At 64.9% G+C, this 20,680-nt stretch carries 19 protein-coding genes; 9 read left to right on the top strand and 10 right to left on the bottom strand.

Annotation, left to right across the window (positions count from 1 at the left end):
* Window positions 1–4 precede the first annotated feature (4 nt).
* The 3 genes from C491_RS02990 to C491_RS02980 all read right to left on the bottom strand — a co-directional run bounded on the left by C491_RS02990 (window position 5) and on the right by C491_RS02980 (window position 2,668).
* The gene (locus tag C491_RS02990; protein ID WP_005553693.1) at window positions 5–616 is read right to left on the bottom strand and encodes a DUF7344 domain-containing protein; all 612 of its coding nucleotides are present in this window, start codon (window positions 614–616) and stop codon (window positions 5–7) included.
* A gap of 451 nt (window positions 617–1,067) precedes the next feature.
* On the bottom strand, window positions 1,068–1,922 hold the full coding sequence (gene mtnP / locus C491_RS02985) for an S-methyl-5'-thioadenosine phosphorylase (RefSeq protein ID WP_005553692.1): 855 nt from the start codon (window positions 1,920–1,922) through the stop codon (window positions 1,068–1,070).
* A 50-nt stretch (window positions 1,923–1,972) separates the two neighbouring features.
* Entirely contained in the window at window positions 1,973–2,668 is a 696-nt protein-coding gene (locus C491_RS02980; RefSeq protein WP_005553691.1) for a phosphoribosyltransferase, read from the bottom strand.
* 129 nt (window positions 2,669–2,797) lie between these two features.
* Between C491_RS02980 and C491_RS02975 the strand changes: the two genes are divergently transcribed.
* From C491_RS02975 to ppsA, 3 genes are all read left to right on the top strand, one after another.
* Window positions 2,798–4,126, top strand: coding sequence for a S46 family peptidase (locus tag C491_RS02975; RefSeq protein WP_005553690.1), 1,329 nt, complete (start codon window positions 2,798–2,800; stop codon window positions 4,124–4,126).
* A 107-nt stretch (window positions 4,127–4,233) separates the two neighbouring features.
* Window positions 4,234–5,133 carry a PhzF family phenazine biosynthesis protein gene (locus tag C491_RS02970; protein WP_005553689.1) on the top strand — a complete coding sequence of 300 codons (900 nt, stop codon included), beginning with the start codon at window positions 4,234–4,236 and terminating at the stop codon, window positions 5,131–5,133.
* Between the two features lie 107 nt (window positions 5,134–5,240).
* Window positions 5,241–7,583, top strand: a complete 2,343-nt coding sequence (ppsA, locus tag C491_RS02965) for a phosphoenolpyruvate synthase (RefSeq protein WP_005553688.1) — start codon at window positions 5,241–5,243, stop codon at window positions 7,581–7,583.
* 52 nt (window positions 7,584–7,635) lie between these two features.
* Here the strand turns inward: ppsA and C491_RS02960 are convergent, their stop codons facing one another.
* Together C491_RS02960 and C491_RS02955 are read right to left on the bottom strand one after the other, a co-directional pair.
* Window positions 7,636–8,121, bottom strand: a complete 486-nt coding sequence (locus C491_RS02960) for a hypothetical protein (protein WP_005553686.1) — start codon at window positions 8,119–8,121, stop codon at window positions 7,636–7,638.
* A gap of 2 nt (window positions 8,122–8,123) precedes the next feature.
* Window positions 8,124–8,474, bottom strand: coding sequence for a helix-turn-helix domain-containing protein (locus C491_RS02955; RefSeq protein ID WP_005553685.1), 351 nt, complete (start codon window positions 8,472–8,474; stop codon window positions 8,124–8,126).
* Between the two features lie 213 nt (window positions 8,475–8,687).
* Between C491_RS02955 and mfnA the strand changes: the two genes are divergently transcribed.
* The gene (gene mfnA / locus C491_RS02950) at window positions 8,688–9,785 is read left to right on the top strand and encodes a tyrosine decarboxylase MfnA (RefSeq protein ID WP_275040004.1); all 1,098 of its coding nucleotides are present in this window, start codon (window positions 8,688–8,690) and stop codon (window positions 9,783–9,785) included.
* Window positions 9,786–9,800: 15 nt separating this feature from the next.
* On the opposite strand, the gene C491_RS02945 is transcribed toward mfnA, so the two are convergent.
* Together C491_RS02945 and C491_RS02940 are read right to left on the bottom strand one after the other, a co-directional pair.
* A complete protein-coding gene (locus C491_RS02945; RefSeq protein WP_005553683.1) occupies window positions 9,801–10,706 on the bottom strand; it encodes an NmrA/HSCARG family protein in 906 nt (301 codons plus the stop codon).
* 235 nt (window positions 10,707–10,941) lie between these two features.
* Window positions 10,942–11,502 carry a GMP synthase subunit A gene (locus C491_RS02940; RefSeq protein ID WP_005553682.1) on the bottom strand — a complete coding sequence of 187 codons (561 nt, stop codon included), beginning with the start codon at window positions 11,500–11,502 and terminating at the stop codon, window positions 10,942–10,944.
* Window positions 11,503–11,796: 294 nt separating this feature from the next.
* Here C491_RS02940 and C491_RS02935 point away from each other — a divergent pair, with 294 nt between their 5' ends.
* Both C491_RS02935 and C491_RS23105 read left to right on the top strand, forming a co-directional pair.
* Complete coding sequence (locus C491_RS02935) at window positions 11,797–13,371, top strand: oligosaccharide flippase family protein (protein WP_005553681.1); 1,575 nt, start codon at window positions 11,797–11,799, stop codon at window positions 13,369–13,371.
* Between the two features lie 160 nt (window positions 13,372–13,531).
* Window positions 13,532–13,669, top strand: coding sequence for a hypothetical protein (locus tag C491_RS23105; RefSeq protein ID WP_005553680.1), 138 nt, complete (start codon window positions 13,532–13,534; stop codon window positions 13,667–13,669).
* 36 nt (window positions 13,670–13,705) lie between these two features.
* On the opposite strand, the gene pan1 is transcribed toward C491_RS23105, so the two are convergent.
* A complete protein-coding gene (pan1, locus tag C491_RS02930) occupies window positions 13,706–14,923 on the bottom strand; it encodes a proteasome-activating nucleotidase Pan1 (RefSeq protein ID WP_005553679.1) in 1,218 nt (405 codons plus the stop codon).
* Window positions 14,924–15,048: 125 nt separating this feature from the next.
* On the opposite strand from pan1, the gene C491_RS02925 reads away from it, so the two are divergent.
* From C491_RS02925 to rad50, 3 genes are all read left to right on the top strand, one after another.
* The gene (locus C491_RS02925; RefSeq protein ID WP_005553676.1) at window positions 15,049–15,318 is read left to right on the top strand and encodes a MarR family transcriptional regulator; all 270 of its coding nucleotides are present in this window, start codon (window positions 15,049–15,051) and stop codon (window positions 15,316–15,318) included.
* A gap of 113 nt (window positions 15,319–15,431) precedes the next feature.
* The gene (gene mre11, locus C491_RS02920) at window positions 15,432–16,892 is read left to right on the top strand and encodes a DNA double-strand break repair protein Mre11 (protein WP_005553675.1); all 1,461 of its coding nucleotides are present in this window, start codon (window positions 15,432–15,434) and stop codon (window positions 16,890–16,892) included.
* Entirely contained in the window at window positions 16,889–19,567 is a 2,679-nt protein-coding gene (gene rad50 / locus C491_RS02915) for a DNA double-strand break repair ATPase Rad50 (protein WP_005553673.1), read from the top strand. The genes mre11 and rad50 overlap by 4 nt, the downstream gene beginning before the upstream one ends.
* A 27-nt stretch (window positions 19,568–19,594) precedes the next feature.
* Here rad50 and C491_RS02910 read toward each other — a convergent pair whose 3' ends face one another.
* Together C491_RS02910 and C491_RS02905 are read right to left on the bottom strand one after the other, a co-directional pair.
* Window positions 19,595–20,086, bottom strand: coding sequence for a DUF7346 family protein (locus C491_RS02910; RefSeq protein ID WP_005553671.1), 492 nt, complete (start codon window positions 20,084–20,086; stop codon window positions 19,595–19,597).
* Window positions 20,083–20,652: a DUF7322 domain-containing protein gene (locus C491_RS02905; protein ID WP_005553670.1), complete on the bottom strand. Its 570-nt coding sequence runs from the start codon at window positions 20,650–20,652 to the stop codon at window positions 20,083–20,085. The genes C491_RS02910 and C491_RS02905 overlap by 4 nt, the downstream gene beginning before the upstream one ends.
* Window positions 20,653–20,680 lie beyond the last annotated feature (28 nt).

Genomic DNA, 20,680 nt, shown 5'->3' with positions numbered 1-20,680 from the left:
GACGTTACTGGGCGGTGAGACTGTTCGCCGATTCTACGAACTGTGAGAGGTTCGTAACGAGCGTGATCAGCGCGAACAGCGCCGTGATGATCGCCGCGAGGGCGACACCGGGGATCGAGAGGAGGCCGACCGCGGAGGCGAACAACAGGCTCGCGCTCGCGGCGACCGCCGTGACGTAATACTCCCGGACCGCACGATTGCTCGAGAGCTGGGAGTCGAGCTCCGCCGTTCCCTTCTCGGTCGCCTCGATGTAGGGCGCGAAGATCTCGAGGTTGTCGGTCGGTTTGACGATCCCGCGGGGCTGGTTGTACTCGACGACGCCTTCCTCGTCGAGTTTTGGCAGGTGCGACTGGTACAGCGGGATATACACACGCTGGCGCTCAGTCGAGGACAGCTCGGCGACGGTCGTGTCGTTCTCGCGAGCGGCGACGTACTCGGCGACGTCGCGCATCTTGACGGGACCCTCCTCCTCGAGGAGGTAGCGGATGGTGTCCCGCCGGCGATTGGTCTGGAGCAGGTGGAAGATGTCGTCACTGGAGAGGGTCGGCGTCTCGTCGGACGCCGTCTCTTCCTCGTCGTCCGATGAGTGGGCTGAGTGGTCAGTTTCGAGGGTCATGCTCTTCACTCGAACAGTGGTATCCGTACATACATAAAACTTTCCGTGACAATCTCAACTTTTGAAGATATGCGTAACTATAGGATACTAATGAAGAATTAAACGCTGAGGAAGTGCACAACTGTTGCACTTCGGGATCGGCAGTGTTTCGCCGATCACCTCCTCGAGCATATCGACGGGTTCGGTTCGTCTCGTACTTACGGAGAGGGGTGAGAGTGGCATAGGGGTTGCTCCAACGATATTTGGTATGGTACTCGCTGACAGGATTCGGATAGTATGACCATAACGCCCAGGCCCACCCTGCTGCCGGGACTCCTGTCGAACGCGGGAGTCACTATCCAGTCGATACGTCTCCGCTACGCGGTCGATAACGGACCGATTGTCGAACGGAAACGGTTCCAAGAAACGAACGAACCGCGGTAGTCGACGTGTTAGCGTCGATGGACCTCCGCTATCGGAGGTACTCGCCGGCCAGCAGATCGATCCGTTCGCGGGTCTCCTCGGGGATCGCGTCGGTCGGCGTGTTGATCGTTCCCTCCAGGGCGTTCCAGGCCTCGCTCTCGAAGCCCTCGGGCATCGTCCGAATCGCGTGCTCGACGACGGCGTTGATCGACTCCTGGTTCGCCTCGGCGTTCGCGAGCACCTCCTCGAGGCTGACCTCGCTGTCGTCCTTCCAGACGTCGTAGTCGGTGACGCCCGCGACGGTCGCGTAGCTCAGTTCGGCCTCGCGGGCCAGTTTCGCCTCCGGAATCGTCGTCATCCCGACGATATCCCACCCCTGTTCGCGGTAGAACTCGCTCTCGGCTTTCGTCGAGTACTGTGGACCCTCGATACAGACGTAGGTGCCGTCCTCCGAGACGTCGGCGTCCGTTGCGTCGCGGGCGGACTCCGCGAGGTGTGCGGTCATCTCCGGACAGTACGGCTCGGCGAAGCTCATGTGGACGACCATCCCGTCGCCGAAGAACGTCGGCGTTCGGTGTTTCGTCCGGTCGTAGATCTGATCCGGAACGACCAGCGTTCGGGGCGGCAGGTCCTCACGGAGGCTGCCGACGGCGTTCGTCGAGATCACGCGATCGACGCCGACCGACTTCAGCGCGTAGATGTTCGCCCGGTAGCTCGCCTGCGTCGGCGTGTGCTGGTGGTCGCCGCCGTGGCGTGGGAGGAAGGCGACCTCTCGGCCGCCGAGTTCGCCGAGGGTCACGTCCTCGCTCGGTTCGCCGTAGGGCGTCGAGACGGACTTTGTCGAAACGTTCTCGAGTGGCAGTGCCTCGTAGATACCGCTGCCGCCGATGACACCGATGGTCATACTGGTCATCTCGCGCGGGCGAGGACGTAAACGGTGTGGGTTCGGACCGACTACTCGAGCAGCCGCCACTCGCCGTGGTCGGCCATCTCGACGACCTCTCGTCGATCCATCTCCCGGAGAACTTCCTGAAGACGGTCGGGCTGGGCGATCTCCATCTCCATGCGCTCGATCCCGTGATACTCCGAGAGGAAGTGGCGGATCTCCTCGCTGGTGAACTGCTCCCGGTCGGCCCGCTCCATCGCGCCCGAGATCAGGTCGACCATGTCCTCGATGAAGTTCCAGGGGTAGACGACCCAGGTCCACTCCTCGAGGCGCTCGCCGATGTAGTCGGGTTCGTACTCGCTAGTCTGGAGCAACTGGAGCGTCGCCGTTCGGACTTCGCCTGCGTTGCGCTCGTCGACGTACTCGTGGGCGCGCTCGATCGAGCCGCCCGTGTCGGCGATGTCGTCGATGATGAGGACGTCTTTCCCCTCGACGCTGCCTTCCGGCATCGGGTAGCGGACGGTCGGCTCGCCGCTTTTCTCGGCCGTGCCGACGTAGTGTTCCATCTTCAGGCTCGTCAGGTCGTCCATCCCGAGGAAGTCACAGATACAGCGACCCGCGAACCAGCCGCCGCGGGCGAGCGCGACGATCACGTCGGGCTCGAAGTCGTCCCGACGGACCTCGTCGCTAACGTCGCGACAGAGGCTGTAGATGTAGTCCCAGTTCGTTATCGTACAGTCGAAATCGTCCGGTAAGTCGGACATCTGGTGGCCACCTAGCCGAAGGAATTCGCCCCGTCCCCATAAGTGGGACTAAACGGACGGCATCTCGGTGTGCGATAGACAGCCACACAGCTAAGATGGTTCGGTACGAATTGGTTGTAAGTTCAAATTATGCCCAAAACACAGGATTTCGAGTACCTGCTCGAGTGCAAGAACGTGATTGGCGTCGACTACGACGAAAGCGAAAACGAGGTTCGGGTGTTCGTCTCACAGAAGGAGCCACCCGGTACCCTCGAGGATAAAGACGACGTCGAGAAACGGATCCGCGAGGTCGGCGACGAGGAGATCACCGTCGACGTCGTCGACGCCGGCTACGGCGAGGAGCGGCAGGGGTTCGATCCGTTGGCGACCCTCGAGGCGGTTCCCGAGGCCGCGGAGGGGCGAAGCGACCGCAAGCGGCCGGTGCCTGCCGGGGCGAGCGAGGCCAACGACGACCTGTCGGCGGGCACCGGAGGGCCCTACCCCGCGCGGGTTACGGGCGACGCCGAGGACGCGATCTGGGACGAGGCGGTCGAACCGGACGAGCTGGTTCGGCTCTCGAACAACCACGTCTACGCGCGCTCGAACGAGGCCGACCTCGGCGAGTCGATCCTCCAGCCCTCGCCCCACGACGGCGGCGGCCCCGACGACGAGGTCGGCCAGCTCGTGGGGTACGTTCCGGTCGAGGACGGCGTCGAGGTCGACGTCGCCGCACGATCCGTCGACCCGGAGCGGGAGTCCGACCGGTATCACGAACTCGACGAGGCGTGGCCGACGGGTATCCGCCGGGACGAGTACGGTGACCTCCGCGACGAGACGCTGACCAAGACGGGACGGACGACGGGAGTAACCAGCGCCACCGTGGAGGCCACGAGCGCGACCGTCGAGGTCGAGTTCGGCGCCGAACAGGGGTCGGTGACGCTGCGCGACCAGCTGATCACGGACTACATGTCCGAGGGCGGGGACAGCGGCTCGCCGGTCTTTCTCGAGAACGGCGAGCTCGTCGGTCTCCTGTTTGCGGGCTCGTTCCAGCAGACGATCTGTAACCGGATCGAGAACGTCGAACGGCAGCTCGGGGTGGAGATCCTCCTCGAGGAACCGGACGACGGTAACGGGGGCGGAGACGACGACGACGACGAAGACGACGAGGACGACGATCGGGACGTTCCGGTGTACACGACGTCGTTCGAGACCGATCTCGAGATCGACCTTCGAGACGCGACGCTCGCGCTCGAGTCGGTGACGTTCGACGAACAGCCGGAGCCAGGTGCAACGGTCGGTGGGACGGTCGTCGTGACGGCGACCGAGGCGGGTGAGTACTGGCTCGAGGTCGGTGACGAACGGAAGACGTTCGAGAGCGGTAGGGACGACGCGGAACACGAGATCGACGTGACGGTCCCCCTTCCGGACGACGCGGATTCGACGGTCACCGTTGCGATCCGCGGCGGCACGATCGGGTAAGAACCTACTCGACGGCGTCGGACCGCTATCTCCGGGTTCGTCGATTCGAGCGACGGACCGTGAAAGGGCGACGATGGATTGATGCGCCACGCGTTCGACCCCGACGTATGAAGACGATTCGGGTCCTGCAGGTCGACGCGTTCACCGACGAGGCGCTGACGGGAAACCCCGCAGGCGTCGTTCCGGACGCCGACGGGCTCACCGACGAGCAGATGCAGGCGATCGCCCGCGAACTGTCCCTGAGCGAGACCGCCTTTCTCCGCTCGAGCGACGATGCCGACCGTCGGATTCGGTACTTCACCCCGACTCAGGAGGTGGACCTCTGCGGTCACGCGACGATCGGGAGCTACGCCTCCCTCCACGACGAGGGCCTCGAGCCGGGGACGACGGCCCTCGAGACGAACGTCGGCGTCCTCGAGATCGAACTCGAGGGCGACGGGACGATCTGGATGACCCAGAACGAACCGACGATCCGGGAGGTCGACGTCGGCTACGATCGGGTGGCCGAGGCACTCGGCGTCGAATCGGCTGCGCTCGAAGGCGCCAGCGACGACATCCCGCTCGCGGTCGCCTCGACCGGGCTTCCGTTTCTGATCGTTCCGATAACCTACCTCTCCGATCTCGGCGCGGCCGATCCCGATATGGCCGCTATCGAGACACTCACCGACGAACTTGAGGCGACCGGGATCTACCTCTTCTCGTTCGACACGCTCGATCGCGAGTCGACCCTGCACGGGCGGATGTTCGCCCCCGGCGCCGGCGTTCCCGAGGACCCGGTCACCGGAACCGCGAGCGGCGCCGCCGGCGCGTACCTCGATCGGTTCGGCGCGTTCGACGACGACCTCCCCGACGAGCTTCGTCTCGAGCAGGGCCACTACGTCGACCGTCCCGGCACGGTCTTCGTTCGGGTCGGCGACCGCGTTAGGGTCGGGGGCCGCGGTGTGACGGCACTGGACGGGAGCCTCGTCGTTCCCGCTGACGACGGCGACGAAATCATCGAGGGCTGACAGTTCAAAATTGCCGCGGCTGCGACAAACTCATTCGGTCACGAGTTCTGAATCATGTGTGCCGTTCGCAACCTTCTTTAGCCGGTCCGGTGACCTTCCAGCTACAGATGGCTGTACTCTGGTTGGACGAGATCAGCGCCGGTGACCTCGAGAAGGTCGGCGGCAAGGGAGCTTCTCTGGGCGAGCTCACGGGCGCTGGACTTCCCGTCCCACCTGGCTTCGTCGTAACTGCGGACACCTACCGATCGTTCATCGAGAACGCGAACATCGACGAGGAACTGTTCGAGGTCGTCGACGTCGACGTCGACGACTCGAGTGCGCTCGCAGCGGCGGCCGAGCGCGCTCAGGAACTCATCCTCGAGACGCCGTTTCCCGAGGACGTCCGCGATGAGATCCTCGAGGCCTACCGGCAGGTCGGCGATTCCGGCGAGGAGGCGTTCGTCGCCGTCCGATCCTCAGCGACCGCCGAGGACCTTCCGGACGCCTCCTTCGCCGGCCAGCAGGAGACGTATCTCAACATCACCGAGGACGACCTGCTCGACCGCGTTCGGAGCTGCTGGGCCTCTCTTTTCACCCAGCGGGCGATCTACTACCGACAGGAGAAGGGGTTCGACCACTCCGCGGTGAACATCGCCGTCGTCGTCCAGCAGATGGTCGAAGCCGAGAAATCCGGGGTCATGTTTACGAGCCACCCCTCGACCGGCGATCCGACGATGATCATCGAGGCCGCGTGGGGACTGGGCGAGGCTGTCGTCTCGGGGGCCGTCTCCCCGGACAACTACATCGTTCCGCGGGACGGCAGTGACACCGACGTCACCGTCGCCGAGAAGAAGGTGATGCACGCCAAAGACGAGGAAACCGGTGAAACCGTCGAGCGCGAGGTCCCGGCGGACAAACGCACCGCCCGCGTCCTCTCGGACGACGAGATCGACCGGCTCGTCGAACTCGGCGAGCGCGTCGAGGACCACTACGACACCCCCCAGGACGTCGAGTGGGCGATCCTCGATGGCGAGGTCTTCATGCTCCAGTCGCGCCCGATCACGACGATCGACGAGAGTGACACAGACGCGACGAGCGCCGCCGACACCGGCGACATCACGGCGGGGCTCACCGACGGTAGCGGGACGCAGGCCCGGGCCGCCGATAGCGCCGAGAGCGCGACCGGAGCCGGGACCGGCGACGTGGTGGTCGACGGGCTGGGCTCGAGCCCGGGCCGGGTCAGCGGCGCCGCCCGGATCGTCACCAAGCTCGACGAGCTCGACAAGGTCGGCGAGGGCGACATCATCGTCACCGAGATGACGATGCCCGACATGGTGCCCGCGATGAAGCGAGCCGCGGGAATCATCACCGACGAAGGCGGAATGACCAGCCACGCAGCCATCGTCTCCCGCGAACTCGGCGTGCCCGCGATCGTCGGCACGACCAACGCCACCAGCGTCCTCGAGGACGGGCAGGTCGTCACGCTCGACGGCGACAAGGGGTCGGTGCTCGAGGGCGACGTTGTCTCGTCCGAGGAGGAGACCGAACCCGTCGAGGAGGTGCGCCCGCAGTCGCCGGTCAAGCCGATGACCGCGACCGAGGTCAAGGTCAACGTCTCCATTCCGGAGGCCGCAGAGCGGGCCGCCGCGACCGGCGCCGACGGCGTTGGCCTGCTTCGCACGGAGCACATGATCCTCTCGCTGAATCAGACGCCAGCGAAGTTCATCGAAGAGAACGGCGAGGACGCCTACATCAAGGAGCTCGTCCAGGGCGTTCGCGGCGTCGCCGACGAGTTCTACCCCCGACCCGTCCGCGTCCGGACCCTGGATGCGCCGACCGACGAGTTCCGCCAGCTCGAGGGCGGCGAGGACGAACCCCACGAGCACAACCCGATGCTCGGCTACCGGGGCATCCGCCGTTCGCTCGACCGACCCGAGATCTTCGCCCACGAGCTCGAGGCGTTCCGCCGGCTCTACGAGCTGGGCTACGACAACGTCGAGATCATGTTCCCGCTGGTCAACGACGCCGAGGACGTCTACCGAACCAAACAGCTCATGACGGAGGCCGGGATCGACCCCGAGAAGCGCACCTGGGGCGTGATGATCGAGACGCCCGCCTCGGCGCTGGCCGTCGAGGGAATGGCCGAAGCGGGCATCGACTTCGCCTCCTTCGGGACCAACGACCTCACCCAGTACACGCTCGCGGTCGATCGCAACAACGAACACGTCGCCGACCGCTTCGACGAGCTCCACCCCTCCGTGCTCCGGCTGATCGGCGACGTCATCGAGACCTGTCGCGAACACGACGTCGACACGAGCATCTGCGGCCAGGCCGGCTCGAAACCCGAGATGGTCCAGTTTCTCGTCAACGAGGGCGTTCACTCGATCTCGGCGAACATCGACGCCGTCCGCGACGTCCAACACGAGGTCAAGCGCGTCGAGCAGAAGCTGCTGCTCGACTCGGTGCGCTGATTCGGGCCGTCACAGCCGCGGATTTCGCCGCGTCTTTTTCGTCCGTGTTGGGTTACTCGTTTGGAAGATTGCCCAGAAGCCCGTATCTCGCGCGGTAACAGAGCGCGCCGATCGTCGACCCGAGACCGAGGCTGTGGAGCCGATCCCGGTTGTCGAACCCGAGCGCGAACCAGGCCGTCCAGACACCCCCGATGAGTGTCGCGCGACGGAGCCGGGAGCGACGAACTCCGGCGACGTTCCGATCCAGCAGCGTCCGGTAGCCGGCGGCGACGACCGCCCCGAGAAGCGCCCAGCGCGTTCGAACGGTCGGTAGGTCCATCTCGTCGGTCACCCCGACCGCGAAGGCGGTCCGCGCGTCGTCGAACGTCACCTCGCGCTCCTCTCCGGAACAGCTACTCTCAGCGGTGGGGTTCTCGAGCGAGCCCTCCCGTCGCAGCCGTTCGACTCGAGCCGACTCGTTCCGGAGAAACAACTGGACGAGGACGGCCGTCGCGTTTCCGAGGAAGTCGAGCGCCGCGAGTGCTCGTCGCGATAGCATGCTCATTCGTTGGCTTGCTCGCTCGCTTGGATCCACTCGTCACGATCCTCCTCGCCGTAGAGACCGTCGAACAACTGCGTTACTCTGTGCGTATCGTAGGCCTGGCGCAGCCTACTCGTCTCGTCGGTGATCGCCCAGTACGGTCCCTTGTGGCGAACGAGTTCTCGCTCTTCGAGGCGGGAGAGAACGGAATGGATCGAATTTTCGTTGATTCCCGTTCGGTTGGCGATCTCTCTGGCCTTCCACGCGCGATCCCGATTCTTGTATAGGAACTTCAGCACCTGCTCGGGATTGCTCAGTTCCGCTAACTCCTCGGGTGAGCGTTCGTCGAACTGGTCGATATCGATCGCCATACTCGTGTATTCGTCTCGGAGCGCTGTGAATGTACTCGATGTACTTTGTAGGCATGTACTGAATGTACTATCTGCACGAGTACCAGTTTTGGTCAATCTGATACACATCGGGGTCGAAGCTACCAACAGGCGGTTTCCGTACTGCAGCGTACTCGATAGAGCCCGGGCCTCGTTCCGTTCGGGAAGAACGCAACTACTAAGCGGCTGACCCGACTGCTGAGTGATATGCAAGCGGAGCCGCAGGCGTTCGACCGGGTGTTATCCTCGATGTGTACGACACCCCACCCGGACGCACGCGATGCGGCCGAGCGGTTTCTTGCGACGAACCCCGGAGATCCCGCCACCTACCAGCGGGTCGCGGCCCTCGAGGACGACGCCGTCGCGATGCTCGGGGAGCTCGCCGGTCTCGGGGATCCCACCGGCTACGTCGCAAGCGGCGGAACGGAGGCGAACATACAGGCTGTCCGGATCGCCCGCGAGCGAGCCGACTCGCCGAGGCCGAACGTCGTCGTCCCCGAGTCGGGCCACTTCAGCTTTCAGAAGGCCGCCGACGTGCTCGAGGTCGAGCTGCGGCTCGTCCCGACAGACGACGATCACCGCGTAGATCTCGAGGCGGTTCGGGCCAGCGTCGATACCGACACCGCCCTGATCGTCGGCGTCGCCGGCACCACGGAGTACGGCCGGGTTGATCCGATCCCCGAACTCGGTCGAATCGCCGACTCGGTCGGTGCCCTGTTGCACGTCGACGCCGCCTGGGGCGGGTTCGTCCTTCCCTTCACGGACCACGAGTGGCACTTCGGCCACGCGGCCGTCGACACGATGGCGATCGATCCCCACAAGATGGGCCAGGCCGCGGTTCCGGCGGGCGGCTTGCTCGCCCGTTCCGACGAACTGCTTGACGAACTGGCCGTCGACACGCCCTACCTCGAGTCGACCGCCCAGGCCACACTAACAGGAACTCGGTCGGGTGCGGGCGTCGCCAGCGCCGTGGCGGCGATGGAGGCGCTGTGGCCCGACGGCTACCGCGAACAGTACGTTCGCTCCCAGCACAACGCCGAGTGGCTGGCCGACGCCCTCGAGAAACGTGGGTACGAGGTCGTCAATCCCACCCTGCCGCTGGTTGCCGCGACGGTCCCTCGAGCGACGTTCGACGCGCTCCGGGCGAAGGGGTGGCGGATCTCCAGGACCGCGACGGGCGAGCTTCGAGTCGTCTGTATGCCCCACGTTACCCGCGAAATGCTCGCCTCCTTCGTCGGGGAGCTGGATCGACTCGAGGTGCGTGCGAGCGTGCCCGTCGCGAGCGACGATTGAGAAAGACTCCAGGCGCTACTGCATCGCCTTGACCCAGCCCGGAACCGAGGCCATCCCCTCCTTGTCCTCCCAGCCGTGCTCGCGGAGGTAGCGCTCGAACTCGGTGAACTCGAAGCCGAAGCGGTCCTCGAGCCCCTCGAGATCCGCGCTGTAGCCGACCTCGTTGAACCACTCGCACATGACCGTAAACTCCTCGCCGAAGGAGTCGTAGGCGTCCTCGATCGGGACGTGGACTGGTTCGACGTCCCGACCCGTCACCTCGGAGAGGGTGTCGGCAGCTTCCGCCAGGGTGAGCTCGTCGCCCGCGAGTTCGATCCGCTCGCCGACGAACGCTTCGGGGTTCGCGAGCGCGACGGCGGCGGCGTGGCCGACGTTGTCGGTGTCGATCATCTGCAGCGAGACGCCCTCCTCGAGGGGCAGCGCGATCTGCCCTTCCTCGACGACGTCCTCGGCGAACGCCTCGAAGTTCTGGAAGAAGAACACAGGGCCGAGGACCGTCATCGGGAGCTCGAGGTCCTGGGCGTACTCGTCGATCTCCTGTGCCGAGTCGAAGTGGGGGACACCGGTGTCCTCCCAGTGGCTGCCGACGCCGCTGAGGACGAACTGGTCGACCCCCTCGTCGGCGGCGACCTCGGCGATGTTCTTGCCCTGCTGGACCTGCGCGTCGTACCCCTGGGTCCAGAAGTTCGTGACGGCGAAGACGGCGTCGACCTCGGCGACGTGGGGGGCAAGCGACTCCTTTTCGTCCAGATCGCCTTCGACCATCGTTACCCCTCGCTCAGACAGTTCCTTAGCCGTCTCGCTCGAGGCATCCCGCGTCAGTCCGTAGACATCGAACTCGGTATCGCTCTCGAGCAGGTGGTCGACGACCGCGCCGCCCTGGTTACCGGTCGCGCCGGTGACGAGAACGCTCGTGCTCATTTTACACCCCGTTCGTCGGTCGCGATCGGTGCGGCGAACTCGGCTCGAGCGGCGTCGGTTTGTGGTTGCATTACGTTACCTGATTCGTCACGTAACCATATACGCGTTTGGCGACACCGGAGATACCACGTAACACCGGTGTTATCGGCCCGTGCGCGCCGAGTCGTCGCTGTCCGGAAGGTCGGTTCGAAAAGAGCGAAACGCAAACCCGGGGTGAGTAGAGACTCTCCTCTCGTTACGCGCCGTTTTCCTCGCAGATCTCGAGGAAGTTCTCGAAGATCTCCTCGCCTTCCTCGGTGTGGGCCACTTCGGGATGCCACTGGACGCCGTAGAGGTCGCGATCGGTGTCGCTCATCGCCTCGACGTCACAGACGTCGCTACGGGCGGTGAGTTCGAACCCCTCGGGAAGTTTGGTGACCTCGTCGGCGTGACTCGCCCAGACTCGCGTCTCGGGGTGGAGGCTACCGGTGAGCGGATCGTCCTCGTCGACGATGTCGACGGTCACGTCGGCGTAGCCGCCGTACTCGCCGCTGCCGACCGAGCCGCCGAGTTCCGTCGCGATCAGTTGCATCCCGAGACAGATGCCGAGGACGGGGACGTCCGACTCGAGGTACTCCGCCGAACGGCCGATTCGATCCATGTCGGGGCCGCCCGAGAGGACGACGCCATCGGCGTCGACCTCCGCTGGGTCCGCGTCGTTGTCGATCAGTTCCGTCTGGACGCCGAGGTCCCGAAGCGCCCGCTGCTCGAGGTGGGTGAACTGTCCGTGGTTGTCCACCACGACGATCTTCGTCATTACGACGGTATAGCCAGTCGGCCGGTAAAAGCGGACCGGAACCGCGAGTGGGTGATATAGTATCCGATCGTGGAACAGGACTTCTCCTGTTCCGAGTTGCGCGATTGACTATGTTTGCACGTTCAACCGACTGTGATCAGAAGCTTACCCGATCGTCGTCGTTGGCTGCCCCCTCACGTCTTTGTCGGTGGGGCGTCTGGACGTGGCTCTCGAGATGGTTCACACGATGGTGATTCGCTTTCGTCACCTTTTATACTGGACACGGGTTCCCTATGGTCGTCCGGAGGACAATAGGTGAAGCGTAGTCTGACGAGTGCAATTCTCTCGGTCGCTAGCGGCAAGTTCGTCGCGTTGATTCTGGGGATCATCGCTTCCCCGCTGCTCTATCGCTGGCTCGGCGACGTTGATTACGGCGCCTACGCGACGGTCCTCTCTGCCCACTCGCTGTTCATGATCGTCGTCAGTACCCCGATCGCCGACGGCGTCCGGAAGTACGTCGCCGAGGACCGCGATGACCCCGCCTGGGAACGGACTGTCGTCGGCTTCTACTTCCGGCTGGCGACGCTACTGGCCGTCCTCGGCGCAGCCGCTCTTGGCATCGTCACCTATCTCGGCTTCTTCGAGTGGCTCTGGCGCGAGGAGTTCACGCTCTACTTCTACGTCTCCGTCGCGCTGGTACTCACGGCTCAGTACTGGCCCTTTGCCAGGAAGACGCTGATGGGATTCGGCCTCGAGCGCTACTCGGAATCGCTGAAGGTTCTCTTCAACGTCTCGTTCGTAGCTATCGCCCTCCCGCTCGTGTATTTGGGCTACGGCGTCGTCGGAGCCCTACTCGGTCACATCCTCTCGAGCGGGCTGGTAGCGCTCGTCGGGTTGATCGTCCTCCACTACCATCAGTCGCTCCGTGGTGTCTTCGAGACGAACGACGGGATGCTTCCCAAACGGGAGATGATGACCTTCAATTCGCTGTCGATCGTCCTCGTCCTCCTCCTGATGTCGCTGTACCACATCGACATCCTGATGCTCCAGGCGATGGCCTCGGAGGATGCGCCGGGTCACTACAAGGCGGCGCTCGTGTTCGCCGAGTTCCTCTGGTTCGCGCCTATCGTCCTACAGACGGTGTTCGTCCACTCGACGTCCGAACTCTGGTCTCAGGGGAAGGTCGATCAGATCTCTGCGGTCGCGGGTCGGACGCTCCGGTATACGTTCTTGATCACAGCGGTGATGGCACTCGGGATGGCGGCCCTCGCCGACGCCGCCGTCCCGATCTACTGGGGGCCCGGCTCCGAACCGGTGATCGCGCCGCTGCTTCTCTTGCTTCCCGGTGCGGTCGGGTTCGCGCTCGCCCGCCCGATGCTCGCGATCGCCCAGGGAAAGGGCGAACTCCGGTACCCGATCATCGCGACCGGCGCCGCGGCAATAATCAACCTGGTCCTGAACGCCGCTCTCATTCCGGCCTACGGGATGCGCGGGGCGGCGATCGCGACGTCGATCGGGTATGGCTCGATGGCGATCTTCCACCTCTGGAGCGCTCGCAAGACCGGGTTCGACCCGATCACCAACGCCCGGTACGGACGGGTAGCCGCCACCACCGCCGTTGCGGCGGTCCCGATCTACCTTATGGCCGATGCGCTCTCGATCCCGATCGGGGTCCCGATCGTCGGCGCAGTCCCGATCTCGATGTTCGTCGTCCCGCCTGCAGGATTGGTCGTCTTCCTGGTCATCGCCGTCCTCTGCCGTGCCCTCGAGTTGACCGAGATCGTCCGTATCCTCACGGAGTTCCCCGACCCGATCGGGTCGAAGGCCAGTCTGGCCTGTCGGCGTCTCCGAAACGCCGACGACGAGAGCGGTCTGTTGCGGTACTTCTAGGGACCGATGCCGTATTCGGAGGCAAGCATCTCAACGGATATCGACTCGTTTCGACGCTGTTTCCTGCGATTGGGTCCGGCTCACAAGCCCATCGCTTCAGCAGTGGGTAGCAGATAGGTGCGCCGGTACGTTTATGGACGCCTCTTCGGTTCGTACCTACATGGCACTCGATACACGCCAGTTCGAGCATCCCGCCTGGCTCACCGCGGGAAGCACCGTCGTCGGCTACCTCCTGATTCTCGCCGTGTTGACGGCGGCGCTGTTCGTGGTGCCGTGGCTCGTCTTCGCCGCGCTGTAAAGAGAAAAGACGGGACGAGTCGACCTGACAGTCCGATCAGGCGAACGTCTTCGAGACCTCGTCGGTCTCGTCGGTCTCGGCCTGAACTTTCTCCCAGGCGCCGCGGAAGTCCTCCATCCGAATCTCGGTGCGGTCGTCGCGGATGGCGAACATCCCGGCCTCGGTGCAGATCGCCTTGACGTCGGCGCCCGACGCTTCTTCGGCCTCGGCGGCCAGCTCCGAGAAGTCAACGTCGTCGGCGACGTTCATGCCGCGGGTGTGGATCTCGAAGATGATCTCGCGGCCCTCCTGGTTGGGCTTGGGGACCTCGATGAGCCGATCGAATCGGCCTGGACGGAGGATCGCTCGATCGAGCATGTCGAAGCGGTTGGTCGCGGCGATGATGCGGATTTCGCCGCGGTCCTCGAAGCCGTCCATCTCGCTGAGGAGCTGCATCATCGTTCGCTGGACCTCGGCGTCGCCGGAGGTTTTCGACTCCGTGCGCTTGGCAGCGATGGCGTCGATCTCGTCGATGAAGATGACGGCCGGCTCGTGTTCGCGGGCGACCTTGAACAGGTCCCGCACGAGCTTCGCGCCCTCGCCGATGAACTTGTGTACGAGTTCGGAACCGGCCATTTTGATGAAGGTGGCGTCGGTCTGATTGGCGACGGCCTTCGCGAGCATCGTCTTCCCGGTTCCCGGCGGGCCGTAGAGCAGGACGCCGCTCGGTGGCTCGATGCCGACGTCGTCGAACATCTCGGGCTTCTCGAGGGGCATTTCGACGGTTTCCCGTACTTCCTGCATCTGCTCCTCGAGGCCGCCGATGTCCTCGTAGCTGACCTCGGGGCTCTCGGTGACTTCCATCACGCGGGCCCGGACGTCGGTTTCGTTCGAGAGGGTCTTGACGATCGACAGCGAGTTGTTGACGGCCACGCGGGCATCGGGCTCGATGTCCTCGCGCATCTCCTCTGTTACTTCAGTCAGTGCCTCCTGGTTGTTCCCGTGTTGTTTGATGATGACGCCTTCGTCCGTCAGCTCCTGGACCGTGGCGACAAACAGGGGAGACTGCTTGAGCTTCTTGTTCTCGTGGGTAAGCCGCTCGAGTTTCTGCTGGTACTTGTTGTTCTCGGCGTTCGCATCGAGGAGCTTGTCGCGCATCTCCTCGTTTTGCGACTCGAGAATCTCTAACCGATCCTCGAGTGCTTGGATTTTCTCCTGTTGGGACGCCTCGTCCTCGTCGTAGGGGAGGTCGACGTCGTCCACAGTGTCGCTCATCACTCGTGAGTTGGGTGTTGGCTCATAAGAGGCTTCGGGTAACTACAGCCCCGTCGGAATATTACCATAGGACATAGAATGAAACAGAAAATATTATCAGGCCGTATTCGTAATGGGAGTACAGGATGAGTTCTCTAGAGTCGCCACAGCCCGAACCCACGAATCGGGGGTCGTGGGACGACGTCCGCGAGCTCCCGCCGAGTGCGAAACTCGTCGCGAAAGTTCTCGAGTACAACGACACCATGACCCAACAGCAGATCGCCGAGGAGACGCTCCTGCCGGCGCGGACGGTTCGGTACGCCCTGAACCGGCTCGACGAGGAGCACGTCATCGACTCCCGCTTCTCGTTCTCCGACGCGCGCAAGCGGCTGTACAGTCTCGATATCGAGTCGTAGCGGAATCTTCCGTACCGATTCCACACGAGGTGAACCCCTCGTTTTCGTCAGCACGCTCTACTTTCAGTCCGGTCGCGGAATCCATTTAGGGCCCCGTCATCAACTCCCGGTAGATGACGCGGGTGATACACACGGGCGACACCCACATCGGGTACCAGCAGTACAACTCGCCCGAGCGACGACGGGACTTCCTCGAGGCGTTCCGGAGCGTAGCCGAGGACGCCATCGAGGGCGACGTAGACGCCGTGATCCACGCCGGCGATCTCTTTCACGACCGGCGGCCGAACCTGGTCGACCTCCAGGGGACCGTCGAAATCCTTCGCTCGCTCGAGGACGCCGACGTCCCCTTCCTCGCAGTCGTCGGCAACCACGAGGGGAAACGCGACGCCCAGTGGCTCGACCTGTTCGCCGACCTCGGGCTCGCGACCAGGCTCGGCGCCGAGCCGTACGTACTCGACGACGTCGCGTTCTACGGCCTCGACTTCGTGCCCCGCTCCCGACGCGAGGACCTCGAGTACGAGTTCGCCCCGGTTCCCGACGAAGCGGCACACGCCGCGCTCGTGAGCCACGGGCTGTTCGAGCCGTTCCCCCACGCCGACTGGGACACCGAGCGGCTCCTGACGGAGTCGACCGTCGAGTTCGATGCCGTCCTGCTCGGTGACAACCACCACCCCGACACCGCCGAACTGCGGGAGACGTGGGTCACCTACTGTGGGTCGACCGAACGCGCAAGCGCCAGCGAACGCGGGGATCGCGGATACAACCTCGTCGCGTTCGAGCCCGGCGAGGAGCCGGCGATCCGGCGTCGAGGGATCGAGTTGACCCGCGAGTTCGTCTTCGTCGACGTCGAACTCGCCGAGAACGAGGGCGTCGACCGGGTCCAGGAGCGGGTCCGCCAGCACGGCCTCGAGGACGCGGTCGTCATCGTCACGATCGAGGGCGAGGGGAAGCCGATCGCGCCCGCGGCCGTCGAGGAGCTCGCCGTCGACCGCGGCGCGCTCGTTGCTCGCGTGAACGACCGCCGGGAGCTGCCCGACGAGGGCGAGGGGGTCTCGGTCAGCTTCGCCAACCCCGACGACGCCGTCCGCGAGCGGGTTCGCGAGCTCGGACTCAGCGACGCCGCCCTCGAGATCGACCGCACCGTTCGCGACGACGACCTCGCGGACGCGAACGTCCGCGAGCAGGTCGAGCGACGCACCCGGGAGCTGCTCGAAGACGAGGAGACGGCGTTCGAACCCGCACCCGATCGGGAGCCGGGCGACGAGGATGTGTCGACGGTCGCCGATCAACTGACGGACGCGGACGACGCGGAGATGGCCGACGTGCAGACGAACGACGCGGAGACGACCGATGGTGCGGCGGAAGCGAGCGCCGACGAATCCGAGACGGGCGACTCGAGCGGGGGTTCCGAAGCCGACACCGCGGTGGCGTCGGCCGACGAAACTGCCGACGGCGACGGAGCCGAAGGGAACCGACCGTCGGCCGACGGGACCGATGACGCGGAGTCCGAAGACCGGACCGAGCCGAAGCCGAGCTCCGACGGCGAGTACGCCTCGCTGGGTGATTTCGAATGAGGGTCGATCGCGTACGCCTGCGTAACTTCAAGTGCTACGGCGAGGCCGAGCTCGGCCTCGAGCGGGGCGTGACGATCGTCCACGGCGTCAACGGCAGCGGAAAGTCGACCCTGCTCGAGGCCGTCTTCTTCGCGCTGTACGGCTCGAAGGCGCTGGGCGATCGCACCCTCGACGACGTGATCACGACCGGCGAGGAGGAGTGTGAGGTCGAACTCGAGTTCACCCACGACGGCCGCAGCTACCGCGTCGAGCGACGGCTCAAGCTTCGGGGCGACCGCGCGACAACGACCAAGTGCCTCCTCGAGGGACCGAGTGGGGCGATAGAGGGGGCACGGGACGTCCGCCACGAGGTAACCGAACTGTTACGGATGGACGCCGAGGCGTTCGTCAACTGCGCGTACGTCCGCCAGGGCGAGGTGAACAAGCTGATCCACGCCTCGCCGGGCGAGCGCCAGGACATGATCGACGACCTCCTGCAGCTGGGCGCGCTCGAGGAGTACCGCGAGCGGGCGAGCGACGCCCGACTCGGGGTCAAGTCGGTGCTCGACGGCCAGCGCGAGGTGCTCGAGGATCTCCGGAGGCAGGTAAAGCGCAAGGAAGACCAGGAGCTCCACGACCGGCTGAACGCCCTCGAGTCGAGTCACGCCGACGTCGTTGACGATATCGAACGATTCGAGTCTCAGCGCGAGAACGCGCGGGAGACCCTCGAGACGGCCGAGAGCGTCCTCGAGCGCCACGAGGAGACCCGCGAGGAGATCGCCGACCTCGAGGAGGGGATCGAGGAGCTGCGCTCGAAGATCGCCGAGACCGAACGGAAACGGGAGAACGCCGGCGAGACCCTCCGCGAACGCAGGAGCGAACGCGAGGAACTCGAAGACGAGCGCGACGGACTGCTCGGAGAGACCGAACTCGAGACGATCGACGCCGACGCGGTCGAGTCCCGAATCGAGGAACTCGAGGCCCGCGACGAGGAGCTCCGGGACGACCTCGAGGACGTCCGCGTTTCAATCACGGAGCGAAACGGCGAGGTCGAGCGGCTGCGCGAGGAGGCCGACGAGCTCGAATCCCAGGCCGAGCAGGCCCGCGAGGAGGCCGACGAGCTCGACGAGCGGATCGAGAACGACCGCGAGGCCATCGCGGATCGCGAGGAGACGGTCGACGACCTCGACGACGATGTCGAGTCCGCCCGCTCGGCGTTCGACGACGCACCGGTCGCGTTTGGCGGGGCCGAGAGCCACCTCGAGAAACTGGAGAGCGACCGCGAGGAGCTGGTCTCGACGATCAACGACGTCACCGCCGAGATCCGGTCCGTCGAGAACGCGATCGAGGAGGGCGAGCGGCTCCGCGAGGCGGGGAAGTGCCCCGAGTGCGGCCAGGACGTCGCAGGCTCACCCCACGTCGACATCCTCGAGGAGAAACGCGAGACGCTCGCGACGCTCGAGGAGCGGCTGTCGGGTCTCGAGGATGACCGCGAGGAGCTCGACGAGCGAATCGAGCGCGCCGAGTCGCTGGTCGAGGCCGAGCGACGCGTCGACCGCCTCGAGGAGAACCGCGAGAACGTCGCACAGCTCCTCGAAGAGAAACGCGAGAGTCTCGAGGACCGACGGGAGCAGCGGAACCGGCTCCGCGAGGAGGGCGACGAACATGAGCGCGAGGCCGAGACGAAACGCGAGCGGGCGAGCGACCTCGAGAGCGAGGTCGCGGATGCACGGACCGAGCTCGGCGAGATCAACGCCGAGCGCGGCGAGATCAAAGAACGCCTGGAGACGCTTCGTCGAGCCAGCGAGATCGAAGCCGAGCGCGCCGAACTCGACCGCGAGATCGAGACGCTGCGGCAGCGACGCGCGGACTGGGAGACGATGAACGACGAGCGCCGCGAGCAGCTCTCGGCCGACCGCGAACACAAGCGCGAACTCGAGTCCGAGTTCGACGACGATCGGGTCGAGACCGCCCGAACGAAGCAGTCAAACGCCGAGCAGTACCTCGAGAAGGTCGACGAGAAGCTCGCGTCGCTCGAAGCCGACCGCGACGAGCTACAGGGGAAGATCGGTGGCGTCGAGGAGAAGATCGAGGAACTCGAGCGGCTTCGAGACCGTCTCGAGACCGTCGAGGAGAAACTCGAGCGGCTCGACTCGCTGTACGACGAGGCTGAAACGCTGCAGACGACTTACGGGGAGTTGCGCGCGGAGCTTCGCCAGCGAAACGTCGAGACCCTCGAGCGACTGCTGAACGAGACGTTCGACCTGGTCTACCAGAACGACTCCTACGCCGCGATCGACCTCGACGGGGAGTACCGGCTGACCGTCTACCAGAAGGACGGCGAACCGCTCGAGCCCGAACAGCTCTCGGGTGGGGAGCGGGCGCTGTTCAACCTCAGCTTGCGGTGTGCGATCTACCGGCTGCTCGCGGAGGGCGTCGAGGGTACCGCCCCGATGCCGCCGCTGATCCTGGACGAGCCGACCGTCTTCCTCGACTCGGGACACGTCACGCAGCTGGTCTCGCTCGTCGAGTCGATGCGGGATCTGGGCGTCGAGCAGATCGTCGTCGTCAGCCACGACGAGGAGCTGATCGGCGCGGCCGACTCGCTGGTCCGCGTCGAGAAGGACGCGACCTCGAACCGCTCGCGGCTCGAGCGCGGCCGGCAGACGGAGGCGGCACTGCTGCGTTCGGACTGAAAGGTTCGAAACGGTGGGGAGAGCTGATTAGGAGCCGGGTTCGGTTCCGACGGGATCGTCGTCGGCCGACCGAGTTGCCGCCGACTCCTCGTCGATGTCCGCACCGATGGCCTCGAGCGCGGCCTCGGCGTCGTCGGTGAGTCGATACCCGCGCTCGCCGGCGACGTCGGTTTCGGCGATCAGGTCCGCGGCCGTCAGCACCGTGAGTCGGCCGTGGAGATCGCTCTCGCAGCAGTCGTAGACGCCGATCATCTCGCGAACGCCAAGCGGACCGCGCTTGCCGAGTTCGACGAGCAGCCCGAGACCGGTCTCGTCGTGGACGGCCGACAGCAGCGTTCGGACGGGTTCCTCGACAGTCCGAGCGGCGGTCTCGAGGACGGACTCCTCGGCCAGGTGCTCGAGGCGGTCGTTCTGGACGTAACACTCGTTTCCGGTTTCGGGATCACGAACGAGACTCGCGTGCTCGGAGCGTTTGAGAAGGACGTATCGCTTCCCGGTGTCGTCTTGGACGGGTTTCATGTGCGGTCGGGGTCGTCGGGTGATTGGTGTTTGGACTCCGGCTCCGAAGTCGTTTCGCCGGGTGTTGACGGTTCGGTATCCGTGTCGGAATCAGTGTCGGTGTTGGCGTCAGTGTCGGTGTTGGCGTCAGTGTCGGTGTCGTCATCCGTTGTCGGCGGATCCTCGCGGCTCGTCGCTCGGTAGTTTCGGTAGCGGCGGACGGCGAACCCCGAGAGGACGACTCCGCCGGCGACGAGAGCGAAACCGTTCGTCGAGGGACCGTCGAAGAGCAGAAACAACACGCCGACCGAGAACGCGAGCACGGCCGCGTTGACGACGAGCACGATCGACCAGAACGCCTGTAGCAGGTCGCTCGAGACGTCGGTTTCGACCGTCGTCTCCGCGTCAGCCGACGCTCCGAACTCCGAGCGCAGGTCCGACCTGAGGTTGGAGCCCGCGTCCTCGGTCGACACTCGAGGGATCGTCAGCGAGTCGCTGTCGGGGTCGGTGAACTCCTCTTCGGGATCGGTAAACTCCTCCTCGGGGTCCCACTCCTCGGGTTCGTGTTCGGATCGGTCGAACACCACACGGTCAAAGACGGGAAGCGCAAGGAAA

Origin of the sequence: Natronococcus amylolyticus DSM 10524 (assembly GCF_000337675.1) — an archaeon.
Lineage (GTDB): Archaea > Halobacteriota > Halobacteria > Halobacteriales > Natrialbaceae > Natronococcus > Natronococcus amylolyticus.
The sequence above is the reverse complement of the archived record's forward strand: the minus strand, read 5'-3'. Positions and strand labels throughout refer to the sequence as shown.

Coding starts and splice junctions, on each gene's coding strand:
- C491_RS02990 (WP_005553693.1), bottom strand. CDS start 616: ATGACCCTCGAAACTGACCACTCAGCCCACTCATCGGACGACGAGGAA.
- mtnP (WP_005553692.1), bottom strand. CDS start 1,922: ATGACCATCGGTGTCATCGGCGGCAGCGGTATCTACGAGGCACTGCCA.
- C491_RS02980 (WP_005553691.1), bottom strand. CDS start 2,668: ATGTCCGACTTACCGGACGATTTCGACTGTACGATAACGAACTGGGAC.
- C491_RS02975 (WP_005553690.1), top strand. CDS start 2,798: ATGCCCAAAACACAGGATTTCGAGTACCTGCTCGAGTGCAAGAACGTG.
- C491_RS02970 (WP_005553689.1), top strand. CDS start 4,234: ATGAAGACGATTCGGGTCCTGCAGGTCGACGCGTTCACCGACGAGGCG.
- ppsA (WP_005553688.1), top strand. CDS start 5,241: ATGGCTGTACTCTGGTTGGACGAGATCAGCGCCGGTGACCTCGAGAAG.
- C491_RS02960 (WP_005553686.1), bottom strand. CDS start 8,121: ATGCTATCGCGACGAGCACTCGCGGCGCTCGACTTCCTCGGAAACGCG.
- C491_RS02955 (WP_005553685.1), bottom strand. CDS start 8,474: ATGGCGATCGATATCGACCAGTTCGACGAACGCTCACCCGAGGAGTTA.
- C491_RS02945 (WP_005553683.1), bottom strand. CDS start 10,706: ATGAGCACGAGCGTTCTCGTCACCGGCGCGACCGGTAACCAGGGCGGC.
- C491_RS02940 (WP_005553682.1), bottom strand. CDS start 11,502: ATGACGAAGATCGTCGTGGTGGACAACCACGGACAGTTCACCCACCTC.
- C491_RS23105 (WP_005553680.1), top strand. CDS start 13,532: ATGGCACTCGATACACGCCAGTTCGAGCATCCCGCCTGGCTCACCGCG.
- pan1 (WP_005553679.1), bottom strand. CDS start 14,923: ATGAGCGACACTGTGGACGACGTCGACCTCCCCTACGACGAGGACGAG.
- C491_RS02925 (WP_005553676.1), top strand. CDS start 15,049: ATGAGTTCTCTAGAGTCGCCACAGCCCGAACCCACGAATCGGGGGTCG.
- mre11 (WP_005553675.1), top strand. CDS start 15,432: ATGACGCGGGTGATACACACGGGCGACACCCACATCGGGTACCAGCAG.
- rad50 (WP_005553673.1), top strand. CDS start 16,889: ATGAGGGTCGATCGCGTACGCCTGCGTAACTTCAAGTGCTACGGCGAG.
- C491_RS02910 (WP_005553671.1), bottom strand. CDS start 20,086: ATGAAACCCGTCCAAGACGACACCGGGAAGCGATACGTCCTTCTCAAA.